This window comes from Erythrobacter cryptus DSM 12079 (assembly GCF_000422985.1).
Classification (GTDB): Bacteria; Pseudomonadota; Alphaproteobacteria; order Sphingomonadales; family Sphingomonadaceae; genus Erythrobacter; species Erythrobacter cryptus.
This window is the reverse complement of record NZ_KE383966.1, coordinates 62911-81508: the sequence shown is the minus strand read 5'-3', so window position 1 is coordinate 81508 and position 18598 is coordinate 62911. Positions and strand designations below refer to the sequence as shown.

19 protein-coding genes are annotated in these 18598 nt (G+C 69.1%); 10 read left to right on the top strand and 9 right to left on the bottom strand.

The annotated features are described in order from the left end of the window. Positions 1 to 65: 65 nt before the first annotated feature. Both rimO and G524_RS0112550 read left to right on the top strand, forming a co-directional pair. Entirely contained in the window at positions 66 to 1436 is a 1371-nt protein-coding gene (gene rimO / locus G524_RS0112555) for a 30S ribosomal protein S12 methylthiotransferase RimO (RefSeq protein WP_027443992.1), read from the top strand. Positions 1437 to 1564: 128 nt separating this feature from the next. Continuing rightward, positions 1565 to 2437 (top strand): L,D-transpeptidase family protein, encoded by an 873-nt coding sequence (locus G524_RS0112550; protein ID WP_036857961.1) that lies wholly within the window; start codon positions 1565 to 1567, stop codon positions 2435 to 2437. Here the strand turns inward: G524_RS0112550 and tilS are convergent. The 5 genes from tilS to G524_RS16735 form a co-directional block, all read right to left on the bottom strand. Beyond that, positions 2434 to 3438: a tRNA lysidine(34) synthetase TilS gene (gene tilS / locus G524_RS0112545; RefSeq protein ID WP_027443990.1), complete on the bottom strand. Its 1005-nt coding sequence runs from the start codon at positions 3436 to 3438 to the stop codon at positions 2434 to 2436. The two genes, G524_RS0112550 and tilS, sit on opposite strands and share 4 nt — an antisense overlap. Next, the gene (locus tag G524_RS0112540; protein WP_036857958.1) at positions 3429 to 4469 is read right to left on the bottom strand and encodes a tetratricopeptide repeat protein; all 1041 of its coding nucleotides are present in this window, start codon (positions 4467 to 4469) and stop codon (positions 3429 to 3431) included. The genes tilS and G524_RS0112540 overlap by 10 nt, the downstream gene beginning before the upstream one ends. Positions 4470 to 4620: 151 nt before the next feature. Continuing rightward, complete coding sequence (locus tag G524_RS15995) at positions 4621 to 5637, bottom strand: helix-turn-helix domain-containing protein (protein WP_051221229.1); 1017 nt, start codon at positions 5635 to 5637, stop codon at positions 4621 to 4623. Positions 5638 to 5786: 149 nt separating this feature from the next. Continuing rightward, entirely contained in the window at positions 5787 to 8063 is a 2277-nt protein-coding gene (gene ptsP / locus G524_RS0112530) for a phosphoenolpyruvate--protein phosphotransferase (RefSeq protein ID WP_027443988.1), read from the bottom strand. Between the two features lie 122 nt (positions 8064 to 8185). Then, complete coding sequence (locus G524_RS16735) at positions 8186 to 8353, bottom strand: YdcH family protein (RefSeq protein WP_084625182.1); 168 nt, start codon at positions 8351 to 8353, stop codon at positions 8186 to 8188. 299 nt (positions 8354 to 8652) lie between these two features. Between G524_RS16735 and G524_RS0112520 the strand changes: the two genes are divergently transcribed. Both G524_RS0112520 and G524_RS0112515 read left to right on the top strand, forming a co-directional pair. Continuing rightward, a complete protein-coding gene (locus G524_RS0112520) occupies positions 8653 to 8862 on the top strand; it encodes a DUF465 domain-containing protein (RefSeq protein ID WP_027443987.1) in 210 nt (69 codons plus the stop codon). A gap of 130 nt (positions 8863 to 8992) precedes the next feature. Further along, positions 8993 to 9457: a DUF1465 family protein gene (locus tag G524_RS0112515; protein ID WP_245561368.1), complete on the top strand. Its 465-nt coding sequence runs from the start codon at positions 8993 to 8995 to the stop codon at positions 9455 to 9457. 18 nt (positions 9458 to 9475) lie between these two features. Here the strand turns inward: G524_RS0112515 and glpK are convergent, their stop codons facing one another. Then, positions 9476 to 10948: a glycerol kinase GlpK gene (gene glpK, locus G524_RS0112510; protein WP_027443985.1), complete on the bottom strand. Its 1473-nt coding sequence runs from the start codon at positions 10946 to 10948 to the stop codon at positions 9476 to 9478. 170 nt (positions 10949 to 11118) lie between these two features. On the opposite strand from glpK, the gene G524_RS0112505 reads away from it, so the two are divergent. The 4 genes from G524_RS0112505 (at position 11119) to G524_RS16930 (ending at position 14585) form a co-directional block, all read left to right on the top strand. Beyond that, on the top strand, positions 11119 to 12009 hold the full coding sequence (locus G524_RS0112505) for an MBL fold metallo-hydrolase (protein WP_027443984.1): 891 nt from the start codon (positions 11119 to 11121) through the stop codon (positions 12007 to 12009). A gap of 113 nt (positions 12010 to 12122) precedes the next feature. After that, the gene (locus G524_RS0112500; protein WP_027443983.1) at positions 12123 to 12893 is read left to right on the top strand and encodes a hypothetical protein; all 771 of its coding nucleotides are present in this window, start codon (positions 12123 to 12125) and stop codon (positions 12891 to 12893) included. 81 nt (positions 12894 to 12974) lie between these two features. After that, on the top strand, positions 12975 to 13976 hold the full coding sequence (nadA, locus tag G524_RS0112495) for a quinolinate synthase NadA (RefSeq protein ID WP_027443982.1): 1002 nt from the start codon (positions 12975 to 12977) through the stop codon (positions 13974 to 13976). Between the two features lie 3 nt (positions 13977 to 13979). After that, positions 13980 to 14585, top strand: a complete 606-nt coding sequence (locus G524_RS16930) for a hypothetical protein (protein ID WP_156894094.1) — start codon at positions 13980 to 13982, stop codon at positions 14583 to 14585. On the opposite strand, the gene G524_RS0112485 is transcribed toward G524_RS16930, so the two are convergent. Then, a complete protein-coding gene (locus G524_RS0112485) occupies positions 14582 to 15481 on the bottom strand; it encodes a DMT family transporter (protein ID WP_027443980.1) in 900 nt (299 codons plus the stop codon). The genes G524_RS16930 and G524_RS0112485 overlap by 4 nt on opposite strands. A gap of 68 nt (positions 15482 to 15549) precedes the next feature. Between G524_RS0112485 and G524_RS0112480 the strand changes: the two genes are divergently transcribed. Continuing rightward, positions 15550 to 16662 carry an alkene reductase gene (locus tag G524_RS0112480; RefSeq protein WP_027443979.1) on the top strand — a complete coding sequence of 371 codons (1113 nt, stop codon included), beginning with the start codon at positions 15550 to 15552 and terminating at the stop codon, positions 16660 to 16662. Here G524_RS0112480 and G524_RS0112475 read toward each other — a convergent pair whose 3' ends face one another. Then, positions 16663 to 16968 carry a hypothetical protein gene (locus G524_RS0112475; protein ID WP_027443978.1) on the bottom strand — a complete coding sequence of 102 codons (306 nt, stop codon included), beginning with the start codon at positions 16966 to 16968 and terminating at the stop codon, positions 16663 to 16665. It abuts the gene before it with no gap. After that, complete coding sequence (gene lipB / locus G524_RS0112470) at positions 16965 to 17654, bottom strand: lipoyl(octanoyl) transferase LipB (protein ID WP_036857956.1); 690 nt, start codon at positions 17652 to 17654, stop codon at positions 16965 to 16967. The genes G524_RS0112475 and lipB overlap by 4 nt, the downstream gene beginning before the upstream one ends. A gap of 90 nt (positions 17655 to 17744) precedes the next feature. Here lipB and G524_RS0112465 point away from each other — a divergent pair, with 90 nt between their 5' ends. Beyond that, the gene (locus G524_RS0112465) at positions 17745 to 18593 is read left to right on the top strand and encodes a glycerophosphoryl diester phosphodiesterase membrane domain-containing protein (RefSeq protein WP_036857954.1); all 849 of its coding nucleotides are present in this window, start codon (positions 17745 to 17747) and stop codon (positions 18591 to 18593) included. Positions 18594 to 18598: the final 5 nt, after the last annotated feature.

The window sequence follows — 18598 nt, the reverse complement described above, 5'->3', positions numbered from 1 at the left end:
CCCGGCAGGCGCCCCGCGGTCAAGCCTAGCGCTGGGGGCGCGCACGGTGTAGGGGGCGCGCGGCCATGAACACCCCCACCACCCTGCCCCAGCAGAAGCGCATCGGCATGGTCAGCCTCGGCTGCCCCAAGGCGCTGGTCGATTCCGAGCGCATCCTCACCCGGCTGCGCGCCGATGGCTATGCCTTTGCCGAAGACTATGCCGGGGCCGATGTGGTGCTGGTCAACACCTGCGGCTTTCTCGATTCGGCCAAGGCCGAAAGCCTGGCCGCGATCGGCGAGGCGATCGCCGCCAATGGCCGGGTGATCGTGACCGGGTGCATGGGCGAGGAGGCCGAGGCGATCCGCGCGGTGCATCCGCAGGTGCTGGCGATCACCGGGGCGCACCAGTATGAGGAGGTGGTGGCGGCGGTGCACACCCACGCCCCGCCGAGCCAGGGGCCGTTTGTCGATCTGATCCCGCAGCCCGAGATCAAACTCACCCCGCGCCATTACAGCTATCTCAAGATTTCCGAGGGCTGCAACCACGCCTGCAGTTTCTGCATCATCCCGCAATTGCGTGGGAAACTCGCCAGCCGCCGGATCGATGCCTGCCTGCGCGAGGCCGAAAGGCTGGTGGCGGCAGGGACCAAGGAACTGCTCATCATCTCGCAGGATACCAGCGCCTATGGGGTCGATATCCGCCACGAGGCGCGCGCGTGGAAGGGACGGGAGGTGCGCGCGCACCTTACCGATCTGGCCCGCGAGCTTGGCCAGTTGCGCACGCCCGAGGGAGAGCGGCCCTGGGTGCGGCTCCACTATGTCTATCCCTATCCCCATGTCGATCAGCTCATCCCGCTGATGGCCGAGGGGCTGATCACCCCCTATCTCGACATTCCCTTCCAGCACGCCAGCCCGCGCGTGCTCAAGGCCATGCGCCGCCCGGCGAACGAGGCCAAGGTGCTCGAGCGGCTCAGGGCCTGGCGCGAAATCTGCCCCGACATCGCCATTCGTTCGAGCTTCGTGGTCGGCTTTCCGGGCGAGAGCGAGGAGGATTTCCGCTATCTGCTCGATTGGCTCGAGGAAGCTGAGCTCGACCGCGTCGGCGCGTTCCGCTTCGAGCCTGTGGAGGGAGCGGCGGCCAATGCCCTGCCCGATCCGGTGCCCGAGGCGGTCAAGGAAGAGCGCTATGCGCGGCTGATGGAGGCCTGCGCGCGGATCAGCGCGGCCAAGCTCGCCGCCAAGGTCGGGCGCACGCTTCCCGTGATCATCGACGAGGTCGGCGCGCCGGACGAGGATGGCGATATCGGCGCCACCGGGCGCAGCAAGGCCGACGCCCCCGAGATCGACGGGGCGGTGCACCTGCGCAACGTGCCCGAAAGCCTCAGGCCCGGTGATATCGTCAGCGTCCTGATCGAGGATGCCGACGCGCACGACCTGTTTGGCGTGATCGCCTGAGCGCCTGCGCTTTGCAGGCCCGCAATCAGGCCCGTGCGCGTTAACCCCCTTGGCGCGGCGCGTCCCCCGGGGGGACGGCGAAGGCCAAGGCGCTGGCCTTGGCACGGGCGTTGCGGCATAAGGGGGGCATGATCCGCTCGCTCGTCACCCCGATCGCGCTCCTGGCGCTCGCCGCGCTCGCCTGGCCGGCCTTTGGCCAGAGCGTGCCTGAGGCTGCCGGCGAAGCGGCGCGCGCCGCCGAGGCCGCCGAGGCCGTGGCCGCACAGGCGCGCGGCACCTTCGAGCGCATCGATCCCGACAGCGAGATGCCCGCCAATGATGCGGCGATGGCTTCCTATGCCGGGCTCCCGCCGCTCGTCGAGGCCGCGCCAGCCCCGGCCCCCGCCGCCGAACCCGCGCCCCCGCGCGGCCCGGCGGTGCGGATGATCGCCGAGCCGGTGGTCCAGCCGCTTCCCGCCGCCGCGCCCCGGCCCGCGCCCAATCCCACCCCCAAACCAGCCGCGCGGCCCGCGGCCAAGGCCCCGCGCCCTGAGCCTCAGCCCTTCATCGTCAAGTCGATCCTGCCGATCGAGGGCACGATCCGCTATGGCGACTGGTTCTGGGACGAAAGCGCCGCGCCCGCCACCGGCCAGCTCGTGATCACCGTCGATCTCGAAGCCCGGGTGCTCAGCGCCTTTCGTGACGGGCACGAGATCGGCACCGCCGTGGTGCTCGTGGGCACGCCCTCGCACCCCACTCCGCTCGGGGTCTTTCCGGTGCTCGACAAGTCGCGCCAGCATTTCTCGCGCAAGTATGACAATGCCCCAATGCCCTGGAGCCTGTGGCTCACCCGCACCGGCATTGCCATCCATGGCTCTCCGGTGATGAACGGCTATGCCTCGCACGGCTGCATCGGGGTGCCGGATGAATTTGCCGCCAAGCTGTTCGAAGCCACCAAGCGCGGTGACAAGGTGATCATCACCCGCGGGCGGATGATCGGGGTGGGCGACAAGGTGCTCTAGCTCGGCGCCCGGCGCGGCGGCTCGGGGCGAAAGCGCCACACTCGCATCACCGCCCCCACCTTCTCCACCTTCTCGGCGCTCGGCACCGCCAGCACCCCGCCGAGCGAGGCGTTCTGCCCTGCCCACAGCCGGTCCCACGCACGCGCGGCCTCGGCCCGGCTGGCATGGCCGCCGAGCGCGCGCAGGATCCTGAGGATCGTCTCGATCCCGATGATGCGCGGGGCGTTGGCGCAATAGGCATAGCAGGGCGCGCCTTCTGTGCTCTCCTCGCGCAGCACCATCTCGTGCCAGTCAAGCTCTGCATACCATTCGAGCGCCGCCCAGGCCTCGGCCAAATGCTGGGCGCTCGCGGCCAGCGCGAGCGGATCCAGCCAGGGCACCTCGGCCAGCGCGGCGCGCATCCGGGCGCGGTCGAAGGAGGGATCGTGGTTGGAAGGATCATCGACCGGCACCAGCCCGGCTGCCGCAACGATCGCCGCCAGCTCGGAGCGTCGCCAGCCGAGCAGCGGGCGCAGCAGCGGCACCTCGCTGTCGGGGATGAGGCCGCGCGCACGCACTCCGGCAAGGCCCGATAGCCCGCTGCCGCGCGCAAGGCGCATCAGCAGGGTTTCGGCCTGGTCATCGGCGTGGTGCGCGGTCGCGACCGCGCCCAGACCGGCGCCTCTCGCCCAGCGTGCCAGCGCCGCATAGCGCGCCTCGCGGGCGCGGGCCTGGGTGTTGCCCGGGGCAAGCCTCACGCCAAGCGCGGCAAAGGGGATGCCACGCTGCGCCGCAACGCGCTCGACCAGCGCCACTTCCGCCGCCGCCTCGGGTCTCAGTCCGTGATCGATGCTCGCCACCGCGATCCTGCCCGGCAGCGCGGCATGGGAGATGAGCAGCAGGGCAAGGCTGTCAGCCCCGCCCGAGACCGCAAGGCCGAGCGGGCCATGGCGCTCGGCCTCGGGCCACAGCGCCGCCAGATCGGCGGCAAAACGGCGCGCCGCCGCCTCGATCAGCTGCACTTCACCTTGGCACGGGTCGCCTCATACTCGCTGGCAAGGCGCCCCGAGGCGATCAGCGGATAGGTCTCGGCAAATTCGGCAAGCGCGATGCAGGCACGCTTGGTGTCCTTGAGCGCGATCATCGCCTGGCCGAGATAGAGCAGGCTGTCAGGCGCGCGGGCGCCGGCCTTGTCGGCGTTGTAGTTCTTGAGGAACCAGCTTGCCGCCTCCTTGGGCATGTTGTCGTCAAGGAAGGCGCGGCCGAGCAGATTGCGGCCATAGCTGATGCGCGGGTGGTTGGGATATTGCTCGACGAACTTGTTGAGCTGCTGGCGCGCCTCGGGATAGAAGCCCGCGTTCCACAGGCGAAAGCCATAGCTGTATTCATCATCGCCCGGATCGGCGGTCTGCGGCTTGGTGATCGCCTGCACCGCGGCAAGGCGGGCGGCGCTGGGCGCGGACGCGCTGGCAGTGGTGGCCCCGGCTGAGGCGGCGGTCGGCGCCGGGCTTGCGGCGCGCGGCGCGCTTGCCGCCGGCGCGGCCGGGCGCGGCGTCGCAGCAGCGCTGGCGGGGGCAGGCGCGGATGAGGAGGCCGGCTTGGGGGTGGATGCAGAAGGCGTCGCTACGCCTGCTGGCGCCGCAGCCACCAGCGGCGCATTGCCTCGGGTTTCGAGCGCGGTCAGCCGGGTATCCAGCTGAACCATACGGTTGGTTTGTTCTTCGGCGCGCGCGGTGAGCGCCTGGAGCTGCGCCTCGAGGGCATCGAGGCGCAGCAGGATGTCGGTCACCGCGGTGGTGGCGGGTGGGTTGACGCTCGGCGCTGGGCCGGTGGCGGCGGCGCCAGGGGCGATCTGCGGCTCGAACAAGCGCCCGTCCCCACCGGGAAAGACCTTGCGCTGGAGCGCGCGGATTTCGGCTTCCATCTTGCGCAGGCGGGCATCGGCGGTGGCGTTGTCCTGCGCCGCGGCGGGTGCTGGCACCGCGGCGATGGCAGCTGCCGCCAGCATGGCGCCGGACAGGCGGACGAAGACGGGGCGATGGGCTCTGGTCATGGCGCGTCAGGCTCCCGGGTCTGTGGCCCTGCCGCTGGGGCCGGGCCGGGTGATATTGCCGCCCTTCCCTGCCTTGGCGCGGCGCCCAAGTCGAGAGGAAGCGGGCCGATCATCAACGGCTAATTCGGCAGGATGCCGCAAGGCCAAGGCCTCAGGCGCCGGGCGCTTCGCTGCGCGCGCCGTCGGCAGGCTCGGAAGCGGGGGGCGCCGCGGCCTCGGGCGCGCTTGCAGAAGGCGCGGCCTCGCCTGCGCTTGGCGCACGGCGCGCCGGCGCGCGCGCCTCGCTGCGCGGGGGCGCTGCGGCTGGCGCCGTGGTCGGGGCAGCGGCGGCAGGGGTGGTGGGGGGGGCTGTGGGCGCGGCACGGGCGCGCAGCGCCGCGGCCGAAACCGGCACGCCCGCAAGCGTCACCGGCCGATCAGACAGGGGCGCCGCCGGCTGCCCGCCGATGGTAATCGCCAGCGCGTCAGGCCGCCCGGTGTTGAGCCGCGGATCGCGCGCCTCGGCCGGCACGGTCAGCGTCTCGCCCTTGGCCAGCGTGCGCTCGGCCAGGCGCGCGCCGCCTTCCTCATAAAGCCGCACCCAGATGCCATCCTCGAGCGCGGTCAGCACCACCGGCCCACTGGACGCCGCCGCGACCGGGCTGGGCGCGGCGCGGGCCGGCGCGGCCGGGCTGGGCTTGGGGGCGGAGGGCAGGAGCGAGCCGGGCACGCTGCCGGCGGCGAAATGGGAATTGTAGAAGGCATAGGCCCCCACCGCCAGCAGCAGCGCCGCCAGCGCGCCGGCCCACGCAAGGCCCGGCGAGGGCACCCGCGCCGGATCGCCCGGCTCCAGCCCCGCGCTCGGCACGCTGCGCGGCGCGGCGCCATCGCTCAGTTCGGCGCGCACCGCAGCGATGATCGCCGCCTCCTCGAGCCCCACGGTCTTGGCGTAGCTGCGGGCAAAGCCGATCGCATAGGTGCGGCTCGGCAGGGTGTCGAAGGCGCCGCGCTCGATCGCCTCGAGATGGCGCAGCGGAATGCGGGTTTCTGCGGCAATATGCGCCAGCGCAAGCCCCTGCGCCTCGCGCGCGGCGCGCAGCTGCGCCCCGGGGCCGCCCGCGCCGGGGGCGATGTCCTCAACCGCGCTGTCCGGCACGTCCGGCGCGCCCTTCTCGTGCTTGCTGTCCATGACCCGAATTTGCGCCTTCTGCCGAGGCTGTCCCTGAAAATGCGTGGCTGAATTTACCTTGAACCGGATTCGCGCGCCGCGCGCCGCCGGACAGACCCTGCCTTAGCACGCTGCCACGCCCCGTGCACCTGCCAGCGGCCCGCGATGGGTCAATCATACTCGATCTCGCGCGCCTCGGCCCAGGCGGCCAGTTCCCGGCGCAGGTTGGTGGCCGGATCGGCGAGCCAGCCGGCCATCGCCGCGGACAATTCGGCAAGGTCGATCTTGCGCACCATCTCCTTGATCGGGCCGACCGCGGTGGGGGTGATCGAGAGGCGGCGATAACCGATGCCGAGCAGCGCCAGCGCCTCGAGCCGCCGCCCGCCCATCTCGCCGCACACCCCGATCTCAACGCCCGAACCGCGGCTGGCCTCCACCACCCGCCGCAGGAAGCGCAGGATCGCCACGCTCAGCCAATCATAGCGCTCGGCGAGCTTGGGATTGGCGCGGTCAGCAGCAAACAGGAACTGCGTAAGGTCATTGGTGCCGATCGAAAGGAAAGACAGTTTGGGCAGCAGGAGATCGAGCACTTCGGCAAGCGCAGGGACTTCGAGCATGGCGCCGAAATGGATGCGCTCGGGCAGGAGCTTCTTTTGCCTGCGCAGGAAGGCGAGCTGTTCATCAAACACGGCCTTGGCCGCGTCAAACTCCCAGGGTTCGCTCACCATCGGGAACATCACGTGAAGCGCGCGGCCCGCGGCGGCCTCGAGAAGCGCGCGGGCCTGCACCTTCATCAGCCCCTCGCGCTCGAGCGCGAGGCGCAGCGCGCGCCAGCCCATCGCCGGGTTTTCATCCTGCGCGGCGATCTCCGAGGCGAGATAGGGCACCGACTTGTCGCCGCCGATATCGACGGTGCGGAAGATCACCGGCTTGTCACCGGCGGCATCGAGCACGTCGCGGTAGAGCCTTGTCTGGCGCTCGCGCTGGGGCAGGGTGGCCGAAACCAGGAACTGGAACTCGGTGCGGAACAGCCCGACGCCGTCGGCTCCGGTCATCGCCAGCATCGCCATGTCATCGCGCAGGCCCGCGTTCATCATCACCTGGATGCGCGTGCCGCAGCGGGTGAAGGGCTCGACATCGCGCAAGGAAGCATAGGCCGCCTGCTTCTCGCGGCTCTTGGCAAAGCGCGCGTGGAAGGCCTCGGCCACCTGCGGCAGCGGGCGGATGATGGCCTGGCCGGCGCTGGCATCGAGCAGGATCTCATCGCCCTCGCGGATGGTGGTGCGCACGTTCTTGACCCGGCCCAGCACCGGCACGTTCATCGCCCGGGCAACGATCACCACATGGGCGGTGAGCGAGCCTTCCTCGAGGATCACGCCCTTGAGGCGCCGCTTGTCATATTCGAGCAGCTCGGCCGGGCCGAGATTGCGGGCGATGAGGATGGTGTCGCGCCGCAGCCCTTGCGAGGCGGCGGTGCCGACCTGCCCGGCCACGATGCGCAGCAGGCGGTTGGAGAGATCCTCAAGATCGTGCATGCGGTCCGCGAGCAGCGGATCGTCGATCTCGCGCATCCGCATCCGGGTGTGCTGCTGCACCCGCTCGATCGCCGCCTCGGCGGTGAGGCCGGAATCGATCGCCTCGTTGATCCGGCGCGACCAGCCTTCATCATAGGCGAACATCTTGTAGGTCTCGAGCACCTCCTCGTGCTCGCCCCCCACGCCGAACTCGGCCTGGCTGGCGAGCGCGTCGATCTGCTCGCGCATCTTGTCGAAGGCGCGATAGACCCGCTGGCGCTCGGCCTCGGTGTCCTCGGCCATCACCTGGGTGATCTCCACCCGCGGCTGGTGATAAACCGCATGGCCCGCGCCCAACCCCTTGACGAGGGTGAGGCCGGAAAGGGTCTGCGGCCCGGTCTGCTCGGGGGTGAGCGCGCGGGCGTCCTCCTCGTCGATCAGCTCGGCATTGGCGATCAGTTCGGACAGCACCATCGCGGTGGTCTGCAGCGCCTCGATCTCCACGTCCTCGTAGCGGCGCGGCTCGACATGCTGGACGCACAGCACGCCCACCGCACGCTCGCGGTGGATGATCGGGACCCCGGCGAAGGAATGGAACTTCTCCTCGCCGGTTTCGGGGCGATACTGGAAATCGGGATGGGCCTTGGCCTCGGCGAGGTTGAGCGTCTCGATCTTCTTGGCGATCGCCCCCACCAGGCCCTCGCCCACGCCCATGCGGGTGACATGCACCGCGCTCTGGTTGAGCCCGCGGGTGGCGAACAGCTCGAGCATCCCGTCGCGCAGGAGATAGATCGAGCACACTTCGCTCGAGAGGCATTCGCCGATGATCTCGACCACCTGGTCGAGCTTGGCCTGGGCGTGCAGGCGCGAGGCCATGACGCCGGTGAGGCGGGTGAGGATGCGGCGGGCGGCGGCGGCGGCGGCGGCACTCATGGCCGCCAAGGTCTATTCATTCCCCGCGGCAAATGCAAAAGCCCAGATGCGCCGCGCGCACCTGCCGTGCAGATGGGCGCGCCAATGCCGGGCGCAGCCGCCGCCACGGCCCCGCGCGGCGGCTAGAAGCCGGCCATTTCCTCCTTGAGGCGCAGCTTCTGGCGCTTGAGCTGCTGGATCGTCGCGGTGTCGGGCTGGGGCCGGGCCATCTCCTCGCGCAGTCGGGCCTCGAGGCCGGCGTGCTTGGCTTGAAGGGCGTGGAGGTGGGAAGACACTGCGCTCGATGCCATAATCGCGTTCTCCTGTCCTGCGGGGGGATGCCCCCAGAAAGGCGACTCGGCAGCGCTTGCGGCCGAGCCGCAGGTTTCAGTGAAACCACAAGCAGCCTGGCTTTGAAAGCCCTAATGGATCGTGAACGGACGGGCCCCACCAGCGCTGCGGCGGGCCGCGGCGCCGCTTGCGCAAAAGCGCGCGGCTGCCCCTTATCGAATCGCTGCGGAACGCTTAGCTGCGCGGGGCATTCCCGCACGCACCAGCGCGCGGGCGGCAATCTGCGGGCACAGGCGCGCGAAGGAGGAGCACAGGCGGCATGACCGAGGAGGAACTGCGCAAGCGGCTCGAGCTGCTCAAGCTCGAACACCGCGACCTCGACGCCGCGATCGCCGCGCTGACCGAGGCGGCGCGCGGCAGCGCGGGCGCGGACATGCTCCAGATCGCCCGGCTCAAGAAGCGAAAGCTGCGCCTCAAGGACCAGATCGCGATCATCGAGGACACGCTGCTGCCCGACATCATCGCCTGAGCCGCTCCAGCCTGCCGCCCCACCCGGGCGATGCGCCAATCTGTTTCCCTGCGGGACGGGTGCAAAAATTGCCGGGAAAGTAACCATGCGCGCGTGGCGGCGCGGGGCGTTGTGGCTTATTGCGACAGCCATGATGGCGCGCACCACGAACCTGTCCCGGCCGATCATCGAGGCGCTCTACAGCGAGGCGCTGGTGCTGGCCGACGAGGTGCGCGCGGTGTTCACCGCGGGCACGCGCGAGCCGCCCAACGGCGAGGAGGCACTGGTGCGCCTCGCGCTCTCGACCGAGGGGCTCAAGACCACCACGCGGATGATGCACGTGCTCGCCTGGCTGCTCAACCAGCGGGCGCTGTTCTCGGGCGAACTCAGCGAAAACCAGGTGCGCCTGCACGGGGCGCTGCCGCCTGATCGGCCTGCCGATCCGACCCAGCTTGCCCTGCTCGAACCGGCCACCCGCGAACTCATCGCCGATACCGAGCGGCTGCACCAGCGCATCGCCCGGCTGGACGAGGCATGGCGCCAGCATTTCGAGATGGATTCGCCCGCGCGCGCCTTTCAGGAACGCATCGGGCGCGAATTCGGGCGGCGGGGTTAGCCGCACCGCCCTGAGCGGCTAGGCGGCAGCCAGGGCCTTGCGCCACATGGTGAGCCGCGCCGCGCGCACATCATCGGTCATCGCCGGTTCAAAGCGTGTGAGCGCGCCGCGCATCGCCTCGGCGGCGGCGGGAAGATCGGGATAAAGCCCGGCCCCGCTCGCCGCCAGCATCGCCGCGCCGAGCGCGGTGGTCTCGACAAAGGCCGGGCGCTCGACCGGCAGGCCGAGAATGTCTGCCAGATCCTGCGCCATCCAGTCATTGGCCGCCATGCCGCCATCGATCCGCAGGGCCTGCCAGGGTGCCCCGTCGGCGGCAAAGGCAGCGGCCAGATCGTGGGTCTGGTGCGCCATCGCCTCGAGCGCGGCGCGCGCCAGTTCGGCCTTGCCGCTGGCAAAGCTGAGCCCGGCAATCACCCCGCGCGCCTGCGGCTGCCAATGCGGCGCGCCGAGGCCAGCCAGCGCCGGCACGATCACCACCCCGCCGCTGTCCGGGATCGAGCGGGCGAGCGCCTCGGTCTCCTCGGCCACCGCGACGATCCCGAGCGAATCCCTCAGCCACTGGATCAGGCTGCCGGCGACGAACACCGAGCCTTCGATGGCATAGCTGCGCTGCCCGTCGATCTGGGTCAGCACCGTGCCGAGCAGGCGGTTGGTCGAGCGCGGGATGCGGCTGCCCTGACAGGTGAGCACGAAGGCGCCGGTGCCATAGGTCGCCTTGGTCTGGCCGGGCGCGAGGCAGGCTTGGCCGATGGTTGCCGCCTGCTGATCGCCGGCAAGCCCGGTGATCGGGATGGCGCGACCGAACAGCGCCTTGTCGGTGAGGCCAAGCGGGCCGGCCATGTCGGTAACCCCGGGAAGGGCCGCGCGCGGCACGCCGAAGAGCTCGCACAGGCCCTCGTCGAACTGCGCATCCTCAAGCCCCATCAGCAGCGTGCGGCTGGCATTGCTCGCATCCGAGACATGCGCCGCGCCGCCGGTGAGCTTGAAGACCAGCCAGCTTTCCACCGTGCCAAGCGCGAGCGTGCCCCGTTCTGCCGCGGCGTGCACTTCGGGAACGTTCTCGAGCATCCAGCGCATCTTGGTGGCGGAGAAATAGGGATCGAGCCTCAGGCCCGTGCGCGCGGCGATCGCCTCCTCCTCGCCCGCCTCGCGCAGCGCGGCGCAGAGCGGCTCGGTGCGGCGATCCTGCCAGACGATGGCATGGGTGAGCGGCGCGCCGCTTGCCTTGTCCCAGGCCACCACGGTCTCGCGCTGGTTGGTGATGCCGATGCAGGCGATCATCGCCGCCCCGCCCACCCGCGGGATCACCTCGCGCGCGCAGGCGAGGGTCTTGTCCCAGATCTCTTGCGGATCGTGCTCGACCCAGCCGGCGCGCGGATAATGCTGGGTGAGCGGCGCCTGGCTGCTCGCCACCAGCACTCCGTCCGCGGCAAAGAGCATCGCCCGGGTGGAGGTGGTGCCTTCATCGAGCACGAGGATGTAATCGGACATCTCTAATGCGCTACCACTTCGTTGCTTGAGCGCGAGGTTGTTGCGCTCCCACTTCATTGCTTGAGCGCGCGGTTGCCGCGCACAACCTTCCGCCCGGGCGCCGGGGGGCTCGCCCCACCCCCGCGCTCTTTGGCGTGACTTCTGCCACGCGCGGCCGCATATGCAAGGCCATGGTCACGATCCCTCCCCAGCCCTGGCCCACCGGCCTCGCCGAAGATGTCGAACCGCTGGTGCGCCGCGTGCTCGCCCCCAATCCTTCGCCCTACACCTTCACCGGCACCCAGACCTATGTCGTGGGCGAGCGGCAAGGGCCGGATTGCGCGGTGATCGATCCGGGGCCCGACGATCCGGCGCACCTCGAGGCGGTGATCGCAGCGATCGCCGGGCGGCAGGTGCTGGCGATCATGTGCACCCACACCCACCGCGATCATTCCCCGGCCGCCGCGCCGCTCAGCCAGCGCACCGGGGCGCCGGTGGTGGGCTGCGCGCCGCTGGTGCTGGCGAGCGACCTGCCCCGCGCCGACGAGGCCTTCGATCCCACCTATGCGCCGGATCGGGTGCTTGCCGATGGCGAGGGGATGCGCGGCACCGGCTGGACGCTGATCGCGGTTTCCACCCCGGGCCACACCTCCAACCACCTGTGCTTTGCGCTCGAAGAATCGCGGGCGCTGTTCACCGGCGATCATGTGATGGGCTGGTCAACCAGCGTGGTTATCCCGCCCGATGGCGACATGGGCGATTACATGGCGAGCCTTGAAAAGCTGATGGCGCGCGATGACCGGGTCTATCACTCGGCCCACGGACCCGCGATCGACAAGCCCCGCCAGCTGGTGCGCGGCATGATCGCCCACCGCCGCCAGCGCGAGGCGCAGATCCTGCGCCTGCTTGCCGAAGCGCCGCGCGCGGTGGCGGGCTTCATTCCCGAAATGTACAAGGGGCTCGACCCGCGCCTCGTGCCTGCCGCCGAGATGAGCGTGACCGCGCATCTGATCGACCTTGAAAAGCGCGGCATGGCGCGGCGCGCCATGGCGGACGGGGACGAGGTGTGGCACGCGGCCTGACCGCACCCTGAGCACTTTCGACCAAGCGGGGATTCCACTCCGACAAACACGCTTGCCCAGACCGCGCGGACGTGGTGAACCTGCCGCCCAGGGACGCGCATTGGGAGGGCGGGATGGCCACATGGGCTCCACGCAGCGCGCCGTCGCGCGATACGCGGTTCTTCATGATCATGGCGCTGCTGATGGCGCTGTTGATCGTCGCGGGCTTCAGCTTCAATCTGGCGATGGGGCGATCGAGCTTTGCCGCGCCGTGGCCGTTCCATGTCCACGGCATGATCTTCATGGGTTGGCTCGCGCTCTATGTCATGCAGGCGCTGACCATTGCCGCGGGCAACCGGGCGCTGCACCGCCGGCTGGGGCGGCTGGCCTATGTCTGGGTCCCGGCGATGGTGGCGGCCGGCACGATGATCATCACAGTCTCGGCGCGCACCACCGGCGGACCGTTCTTCTTCGCCCAGAACGAGTTCTTCATCAGCAATCTCGCGGGCCTGTTCACCTTCGGCGGGCTGGCGCTGTGGTCGCTCCGGGTGCAGCGGCACAGCGGCTGGCACCGGCGGCTGATGCTGGTGGCGACGAGCATCCTCACCGGCCCCGGCCTCGGCCGGCTGCTGCCGATGCCGCTGTTCATTCCCTATGCCTGGCCGCTTGCCAACCTGCTCACCCTCGCCTTCCCGCTGATCGGCATGATCGCCGACTGGCGCCGCGACGGGCGCGTGCATCCGGCATACTGGTGGGGCGTGGGGATCGATGCCGCGGTGTTTGCCGCCTCGATGGCGCTGGCCTACTCGCCGCTGGGCTATGCCGTCACCGAAAGCGTGATCGCCGGAACCCCGGGGGCAGAGCGGCCGATGGCGGCCTTCATCCCGCCGGGCTTTGCTATGTAGGCAGGCCTGCCGCTTTTCGCTCGAAAATCGCGCGCGCGCGCCTATATCCCGCAGGCCAAGACCATTAGCGGGATCGCACCCATGAGCCTTCTCACCAAAGTCCCCACCGGCGCCGACCTGCTGGCCGAAATCGATGCCTTGCGCAAGGAGCGCAACGCGGTGATCCTCGCGCATTACTACCAGACGCCCGACATTCAGGACATTGCCGACTTCGTGGGGGATTCGCTGGAGCTCAGCCGCAAGGCGGCGGCCACGGACGCCGACGTCATCGCCTTTTGCGGGGTCAAATTCATGGCCGACACGGCGAAGATCCTGTCGCCGCACAAGAAAGTGATCCTGCCCGACATGGACGCCGGGTGCAGCCTGGAGGATTCCTGCCCGCCGGAAAAGTTCAAGGCCTTCCGCGAAGCCCACCCCGATCACATCGCGCTCACCTACATCAATTGTTCGACCGAGGTGAAGGCGCTCTCCGACATCATCGTCACCTCGTCTTCTGCCGAGACCATCCTCGCCCAGATTCCGCCCGAGCAGAAGATCATCTTCGGGCCGGATCGGCACCTTGGCGGCTATCTTTCGCGTAAGTTCGGCCGCGAGATGCTGCTCTGGCCGGGCGTGTGCATCGTCCACGAGGCCTTCAGCGAAACCGAGCTCCTCAAGCTCAAGGAGCAATACCCGGACGCGCCGATCGCCGCGCACCCCGAATGCCCGCCGAGCATCATCGACCACGCGGACTATGTCGGCTCGACCAGCGGCATCCTCAAGTTTGCCAGGGAGTTTGCCGGCGACACGCTGATCGTCGCGACCGAGCCGCACATCATCCACCAGATGGAAAAGGCGCTGCCGAACAAGACCTTCATCGGCGCGCCGGGGGCGGACGGCAACTGCTCGTGTAACATCTGCCCCTACATGGCGCTGAACACGATGGAGAAGCTCTACGTCGCGCTGCGCGACCTGACGCCGCAGATCACCATCGACGAGGAGGTGCGCATCAAGGCCAAGCGCAGCCTCGATAGGATGCTGGAAATGGCCAGCGGCACCGTGGGGATGGGCGATTTGGGCAAGGTGCGGCTGAGCGGGGATTGAGGGGTGGCCGAACCGGACAACCTCGCGCTGCGCTCATTCGAAGACGTTGCTCGTGACTTTTTGACACGCTGGCACCCCCGCGTGGAAAAGGAGGAGGAGTGGTTCGGCCGACGGCCCAAATCGCTCAAGGAGGCGATTGAACGTGCGGCGATGAGCCAAATTCCATCAGGAAAGGGCGGGGCGCTCAAAAAGCACTCTCATCAGTCACGCCTTCCCCGTTCGGTTCTCATTGAAGCAAAGCACCACCTGCTTGCCAGAACAGACCAGATCGGAAGCTGTCGGAATTTTGAAGAACTGTTCGATCTCGTGGAGCGCACAGTTCTGCCCATTCCCGGCGCGGGCGAAATGCTGGTTTACGATATCGCCCAGAGGCTGGGCCTTTACCTCAGATTTGAGCCGACGCAGGTGTTCATGCATCGTGGCACTCGGCTTGGTGCAGCAGCCCTTGGGCTTGAGCCGAATTTGAGGGCGATCCCGCTTGACGCGTTCCCTCCGGCATTGGCGGCCTTGGGGGCTTACCTGCTCGAAGACCCGCTCTGCATCTATCGCGTTGCCTTGGCCCGGATAGCCGCCGGTTCTGCCGCCAGTCCGCCAAAGTCTCGCTGCTAACCCCGCGCCCTGCTCACCGCCAGCGCCGCGCCCACCAGCACCATGCCGATGATATCGAGCCCGCTCAGCACCTCGCCAAAGGCCAGCCAGCCATAGGCCGAGGCCACCACCGGCTGCGTCAACAAGGCGAGGCCCACCACCAGCGGCGGGAAATATCTGAGCGCGAAGACCATCAGCCCCTGGCCGACCAGCTGGCTCGTCACGACGAGGCCGATCACCGGCCCCCAATCCTGCGGCCACACCGGCTCGCCCAGCGCAAGAGCGATCCCCAGCAGCACCGGGGCGCCGAACAGGCTCACCCAGGCGAGCAGGCTCCACGCACCGAAGGCGCCGCGCGCGTTCTGCAGGGTGAGCAGATAGACCGCATAGAGCAGCCCCGCCGCCACCGAGAACAGATCGCCCACCAGCGTCGCCTGCGAAATCTCGAGGCTGCGCCCCATCAGGATCGCCGCGCCGGCAAGCGCGAAGGAGATCGCCAGCCATTCGAGCCTGCCCGGCAGCACCCGGTGGACAATGAAGCCCCAGAACAACAGCACCAGCGAGCCCGAATTGCCGAACAGCGTGGCATTGCCCAGCCGGGTCATGCCGATGCCGATGTGCCAGCTGGCCAGATCAAACGCGAATGTCACCGCCCCCAGCGCCACCAGCGCCAGCGTGCGCGCCGGCATTCCGAACAGCGGCTGGCGGCTCGACCGGGCGAGCAGCACCATGAAGGGCAGCGCAAGGGCGAGCCGCCAGAACCCGGCGGCGACCGGCCCGGTATCGGCCGCGCGCACGAACCACGGCCCGAGCGCGAGCGCGACATTGCCGCCGATCAGCGCGGCGAGCAGCAGCCAGCCGGCCGGGCGCACCTCGCCTGCCGAAAGCCCGGCTTTGCTGGCCCCGTCATTTTCCATGCTTGCGCCCTAGCCGCGGCAGGGCCAAGTGGATAGCCAATCGCAACCCAATCTCGAGGATTACCCACATGCACGAAGCCCTGTTCCAGCCGCTCACCATGGGGGCGCTGCACGCGAAGAACCGCATCTTCATGGCCCCGCTCACCCGCGGGCGCGCGGCCGATCCGATGTTCGTACCGAACGAATTGATGGCGACCTATTACCGCCAGCGCGCCGGCGCGGGCATGATCATTTCCGAGGCGACCGGGATCAGCCGCGAAGGGCTTGGCTGGCCGAGCGCGCCGGGCATCTGGAGCGAGGAGCAGACCGAAGCGTGGAAGGCCACCACCAAGGCCGTGCACGAGGAAGGCGGGCTTATCGTCATGCAGCTGTGGCACATGGGCCGGCTTGTCCACCCCTATTTCCTCGATGGCGAGCCGCCCTCCTCGGCCAGCGCCACTCAGGCCCCGGGCGAGGCGCACACCCCGATCGGCAAACAGCCCTATGCCCTTGCGCGCGAGATGACCCACGCGGACATCAAGCGCACTATCGCCGATTACGCCCGCGCCGCCGAAAACGCCAAGAAGGCCGGGTTCGATGGCGTCCAGCTCCACGGCGCCAATGGCTACCTCGTTGACCAGTTCCTGCGCGACAAGACCAACCTTCGCACCGACGAATATGGCGGCAGCCCGGAACGGCGTACCCGCTTCATGCGCGAGGTTCTCGAAGCGCTGATCGATGTCTGGGGCGCCGATCGGGTGGGCATCCGCCTTTCCCCCAATGGCGAGACCCAGGGCTGCGATGACAGCGATCCGCCTGCCACCTTCGGCGCGGCCGCCAGGGTGTGCGAGGAGCTGGGGCTTGCCTTTGTCGAACTGCGCGAACCTGGCCCCAATGGCACCTTCGGCCAGACCGACGTGCCCAAGCAGAGCCCGCTCATCCGCCAGATCTATACTGGCGCGCTGATCCTCAATTCGGATTACACCGCCGCCGAGGCCGAGGCCGATATCACCAGCGGCAAGTGCGACGCGGTGAGCTTTGGCCGGCCCTATATCTCCAACCCCGATCTGGACAAGCGGATCGCCGTGGGCGCGCACTGGAACCCCAACAAGGACGTGCCCAAGAGCTGGTATTTCCCCATTCCCCAAGGCTACATCGACTATCCGACGCTGGAGGAAGAACAGGCCGCGGCGGCCGAGTGATCAGGGCACCGGGGCCGGCGCGGTGCCTGCCGCTGCGCCGCCCTCGCCCGCCGCGCTCTCGGCCCCGCCCTCGATCCCCGGCGCGGGGCTGACCTCGGGCTGCTCGGCATCGAGGCTCGGCGCCGCCGGACCCTGGCGTGGGGCAAGCGGAGCTTCGGATTGCAATTGATCGAGCGGGATCATCGCATCGCTGATGGTGCCGCCGAGCACCTCGCCCGCCGCCTTGTCGCCCTGCGCCGCAGGGGCGGCCTCCTCGTTGCAGGCGGCCAGCAGCAAAAGGGCAAGCGGGGCGAGGGCGCGCATCATCGGCACGCCCTGTTGGCCGAAGCGGCCAGCGCGTCAAGAAAATCCGCCGAGGTAGCGGCCAGTGCCGCATCCCATTGCTCAGCGCTTACGTGAAGGCCAAGGCGGGCAAGGCTGGTCACGCCATATTCGGCAATGCCGCAAGGCACGATCCCGCCGAAATGCGACAGATCAGGATCGAGATTGACCGAAAAGCCGTGCATCGTCACCCAGCGGCGCACGCGTACGCCGATCGCGCCGATCTTGGCCTCGGTCCCGTCGATATCGCGGGTCCAGATGCCCACGCGCCCCTCGGCCCGCCAGCTTTCCACCCCGAAGCGCGCAAGCGCAGCGATCACCCAGCCCTCGATCGCATGGACGAAGCAGCGCACGTCCTTGCCCCTCGCGGCAAGGTTCAGCACCAGATAGCCCACCCGCTGGCCCGGGCCGTGATAGGTGTAGCGCCCGCCGCGGCCGGCCTCAACCACCTCGAAGCGCGGATCGATGAGTTCCGCCGGATCGGCGCTGGTGCCCGCGGTATAGACCGGGGGATGCTCGAGCAACCAGATCAGCTCGCGCGCGGTGCCGGCCTGCACCGCGGCGTTGCGCGCCTCCATCGCGGCGAGCGCCTGCGCGTAGGGCACCGGCGCAGGGGCGACGCGCCATTCGGGCGGCGCGGGCATCACGGTTTCAGGAGCAATGCTTGCCATCGCGCCTCGGTGGGGGCATTGAGCGCGCATATCAAGAGGCGATTGTCGCTTCACCGCCGCAAAGGCTGAGGGATCGGACAGGAACAGGACATGGCAAGCCGCAAACTCGACATGGGACAGGCCTGGAGCGAGGCGAGCGCGCTGCTCGGCGCCAACCGCGACACCATCGGCGCGATTGCCGGGCTGTTCTTCTTCCTGCCCTCCTTCGCCGCGGCGCTTCTCGTGCCCGAGCTTGTCAATCCCGAGCCGGCGCGCGCACCGAGCAACGATCCGCAAGCGGTGCTCGATGCCGCGCTTGGCCAGATGCGGGCGATCTATGCCGACAACTGGCCGCTGTTCCTCGCGATCAGCCTTGCCGGGCTGGTCGGCTCCCTGGCGATCCTCGCGCTGCTCAGCGACCGCGGCCGTCCCACGGTGCGCGAGGCGCTGGTGACCGCGGCCCGGCGCCTGCCGAGCTATCTTGCCGCCCAGATCATCAGCGCGCTGCTGGCGGGGCTCGCAGTGGGCCTGCCGCTCGGCCTGGTCGCCGCCTTCGCCCCGGCCTGGGCGACCGTGGTGGTGCTGCTCGCAGCGGTGGTGCTGGTGATCTACCTCGTCATCAAGTTCGCGCTGATCGCCCCGGTGATCGCGATCGAGGGGATCACCAATCCTGTGGCCGCGATCGCGCGCTCGTGGCGGCTGACCAAGGGCAATTCGCTGCGCATCTTTGTCTTCCTCGCGCTGCTGTTCCTGGTGATCGGTATTGTCAGCGCGCTGGTGCAGGGGATCCTCACGCTGATCTTCGCGGCGATCGGGGGCGAGGTGGCGACCATCGGCAACGGGTTGGTGAACGCGATCATCAACACGCTCATCACCGTGATCTTCCTGGTGGTGATCGGCGCGGTTCACCGCCAGCTCGCCAGCGAGGCGCCGGGGCGGGTGGCCGAAGTCTTCGAATAGCAGTC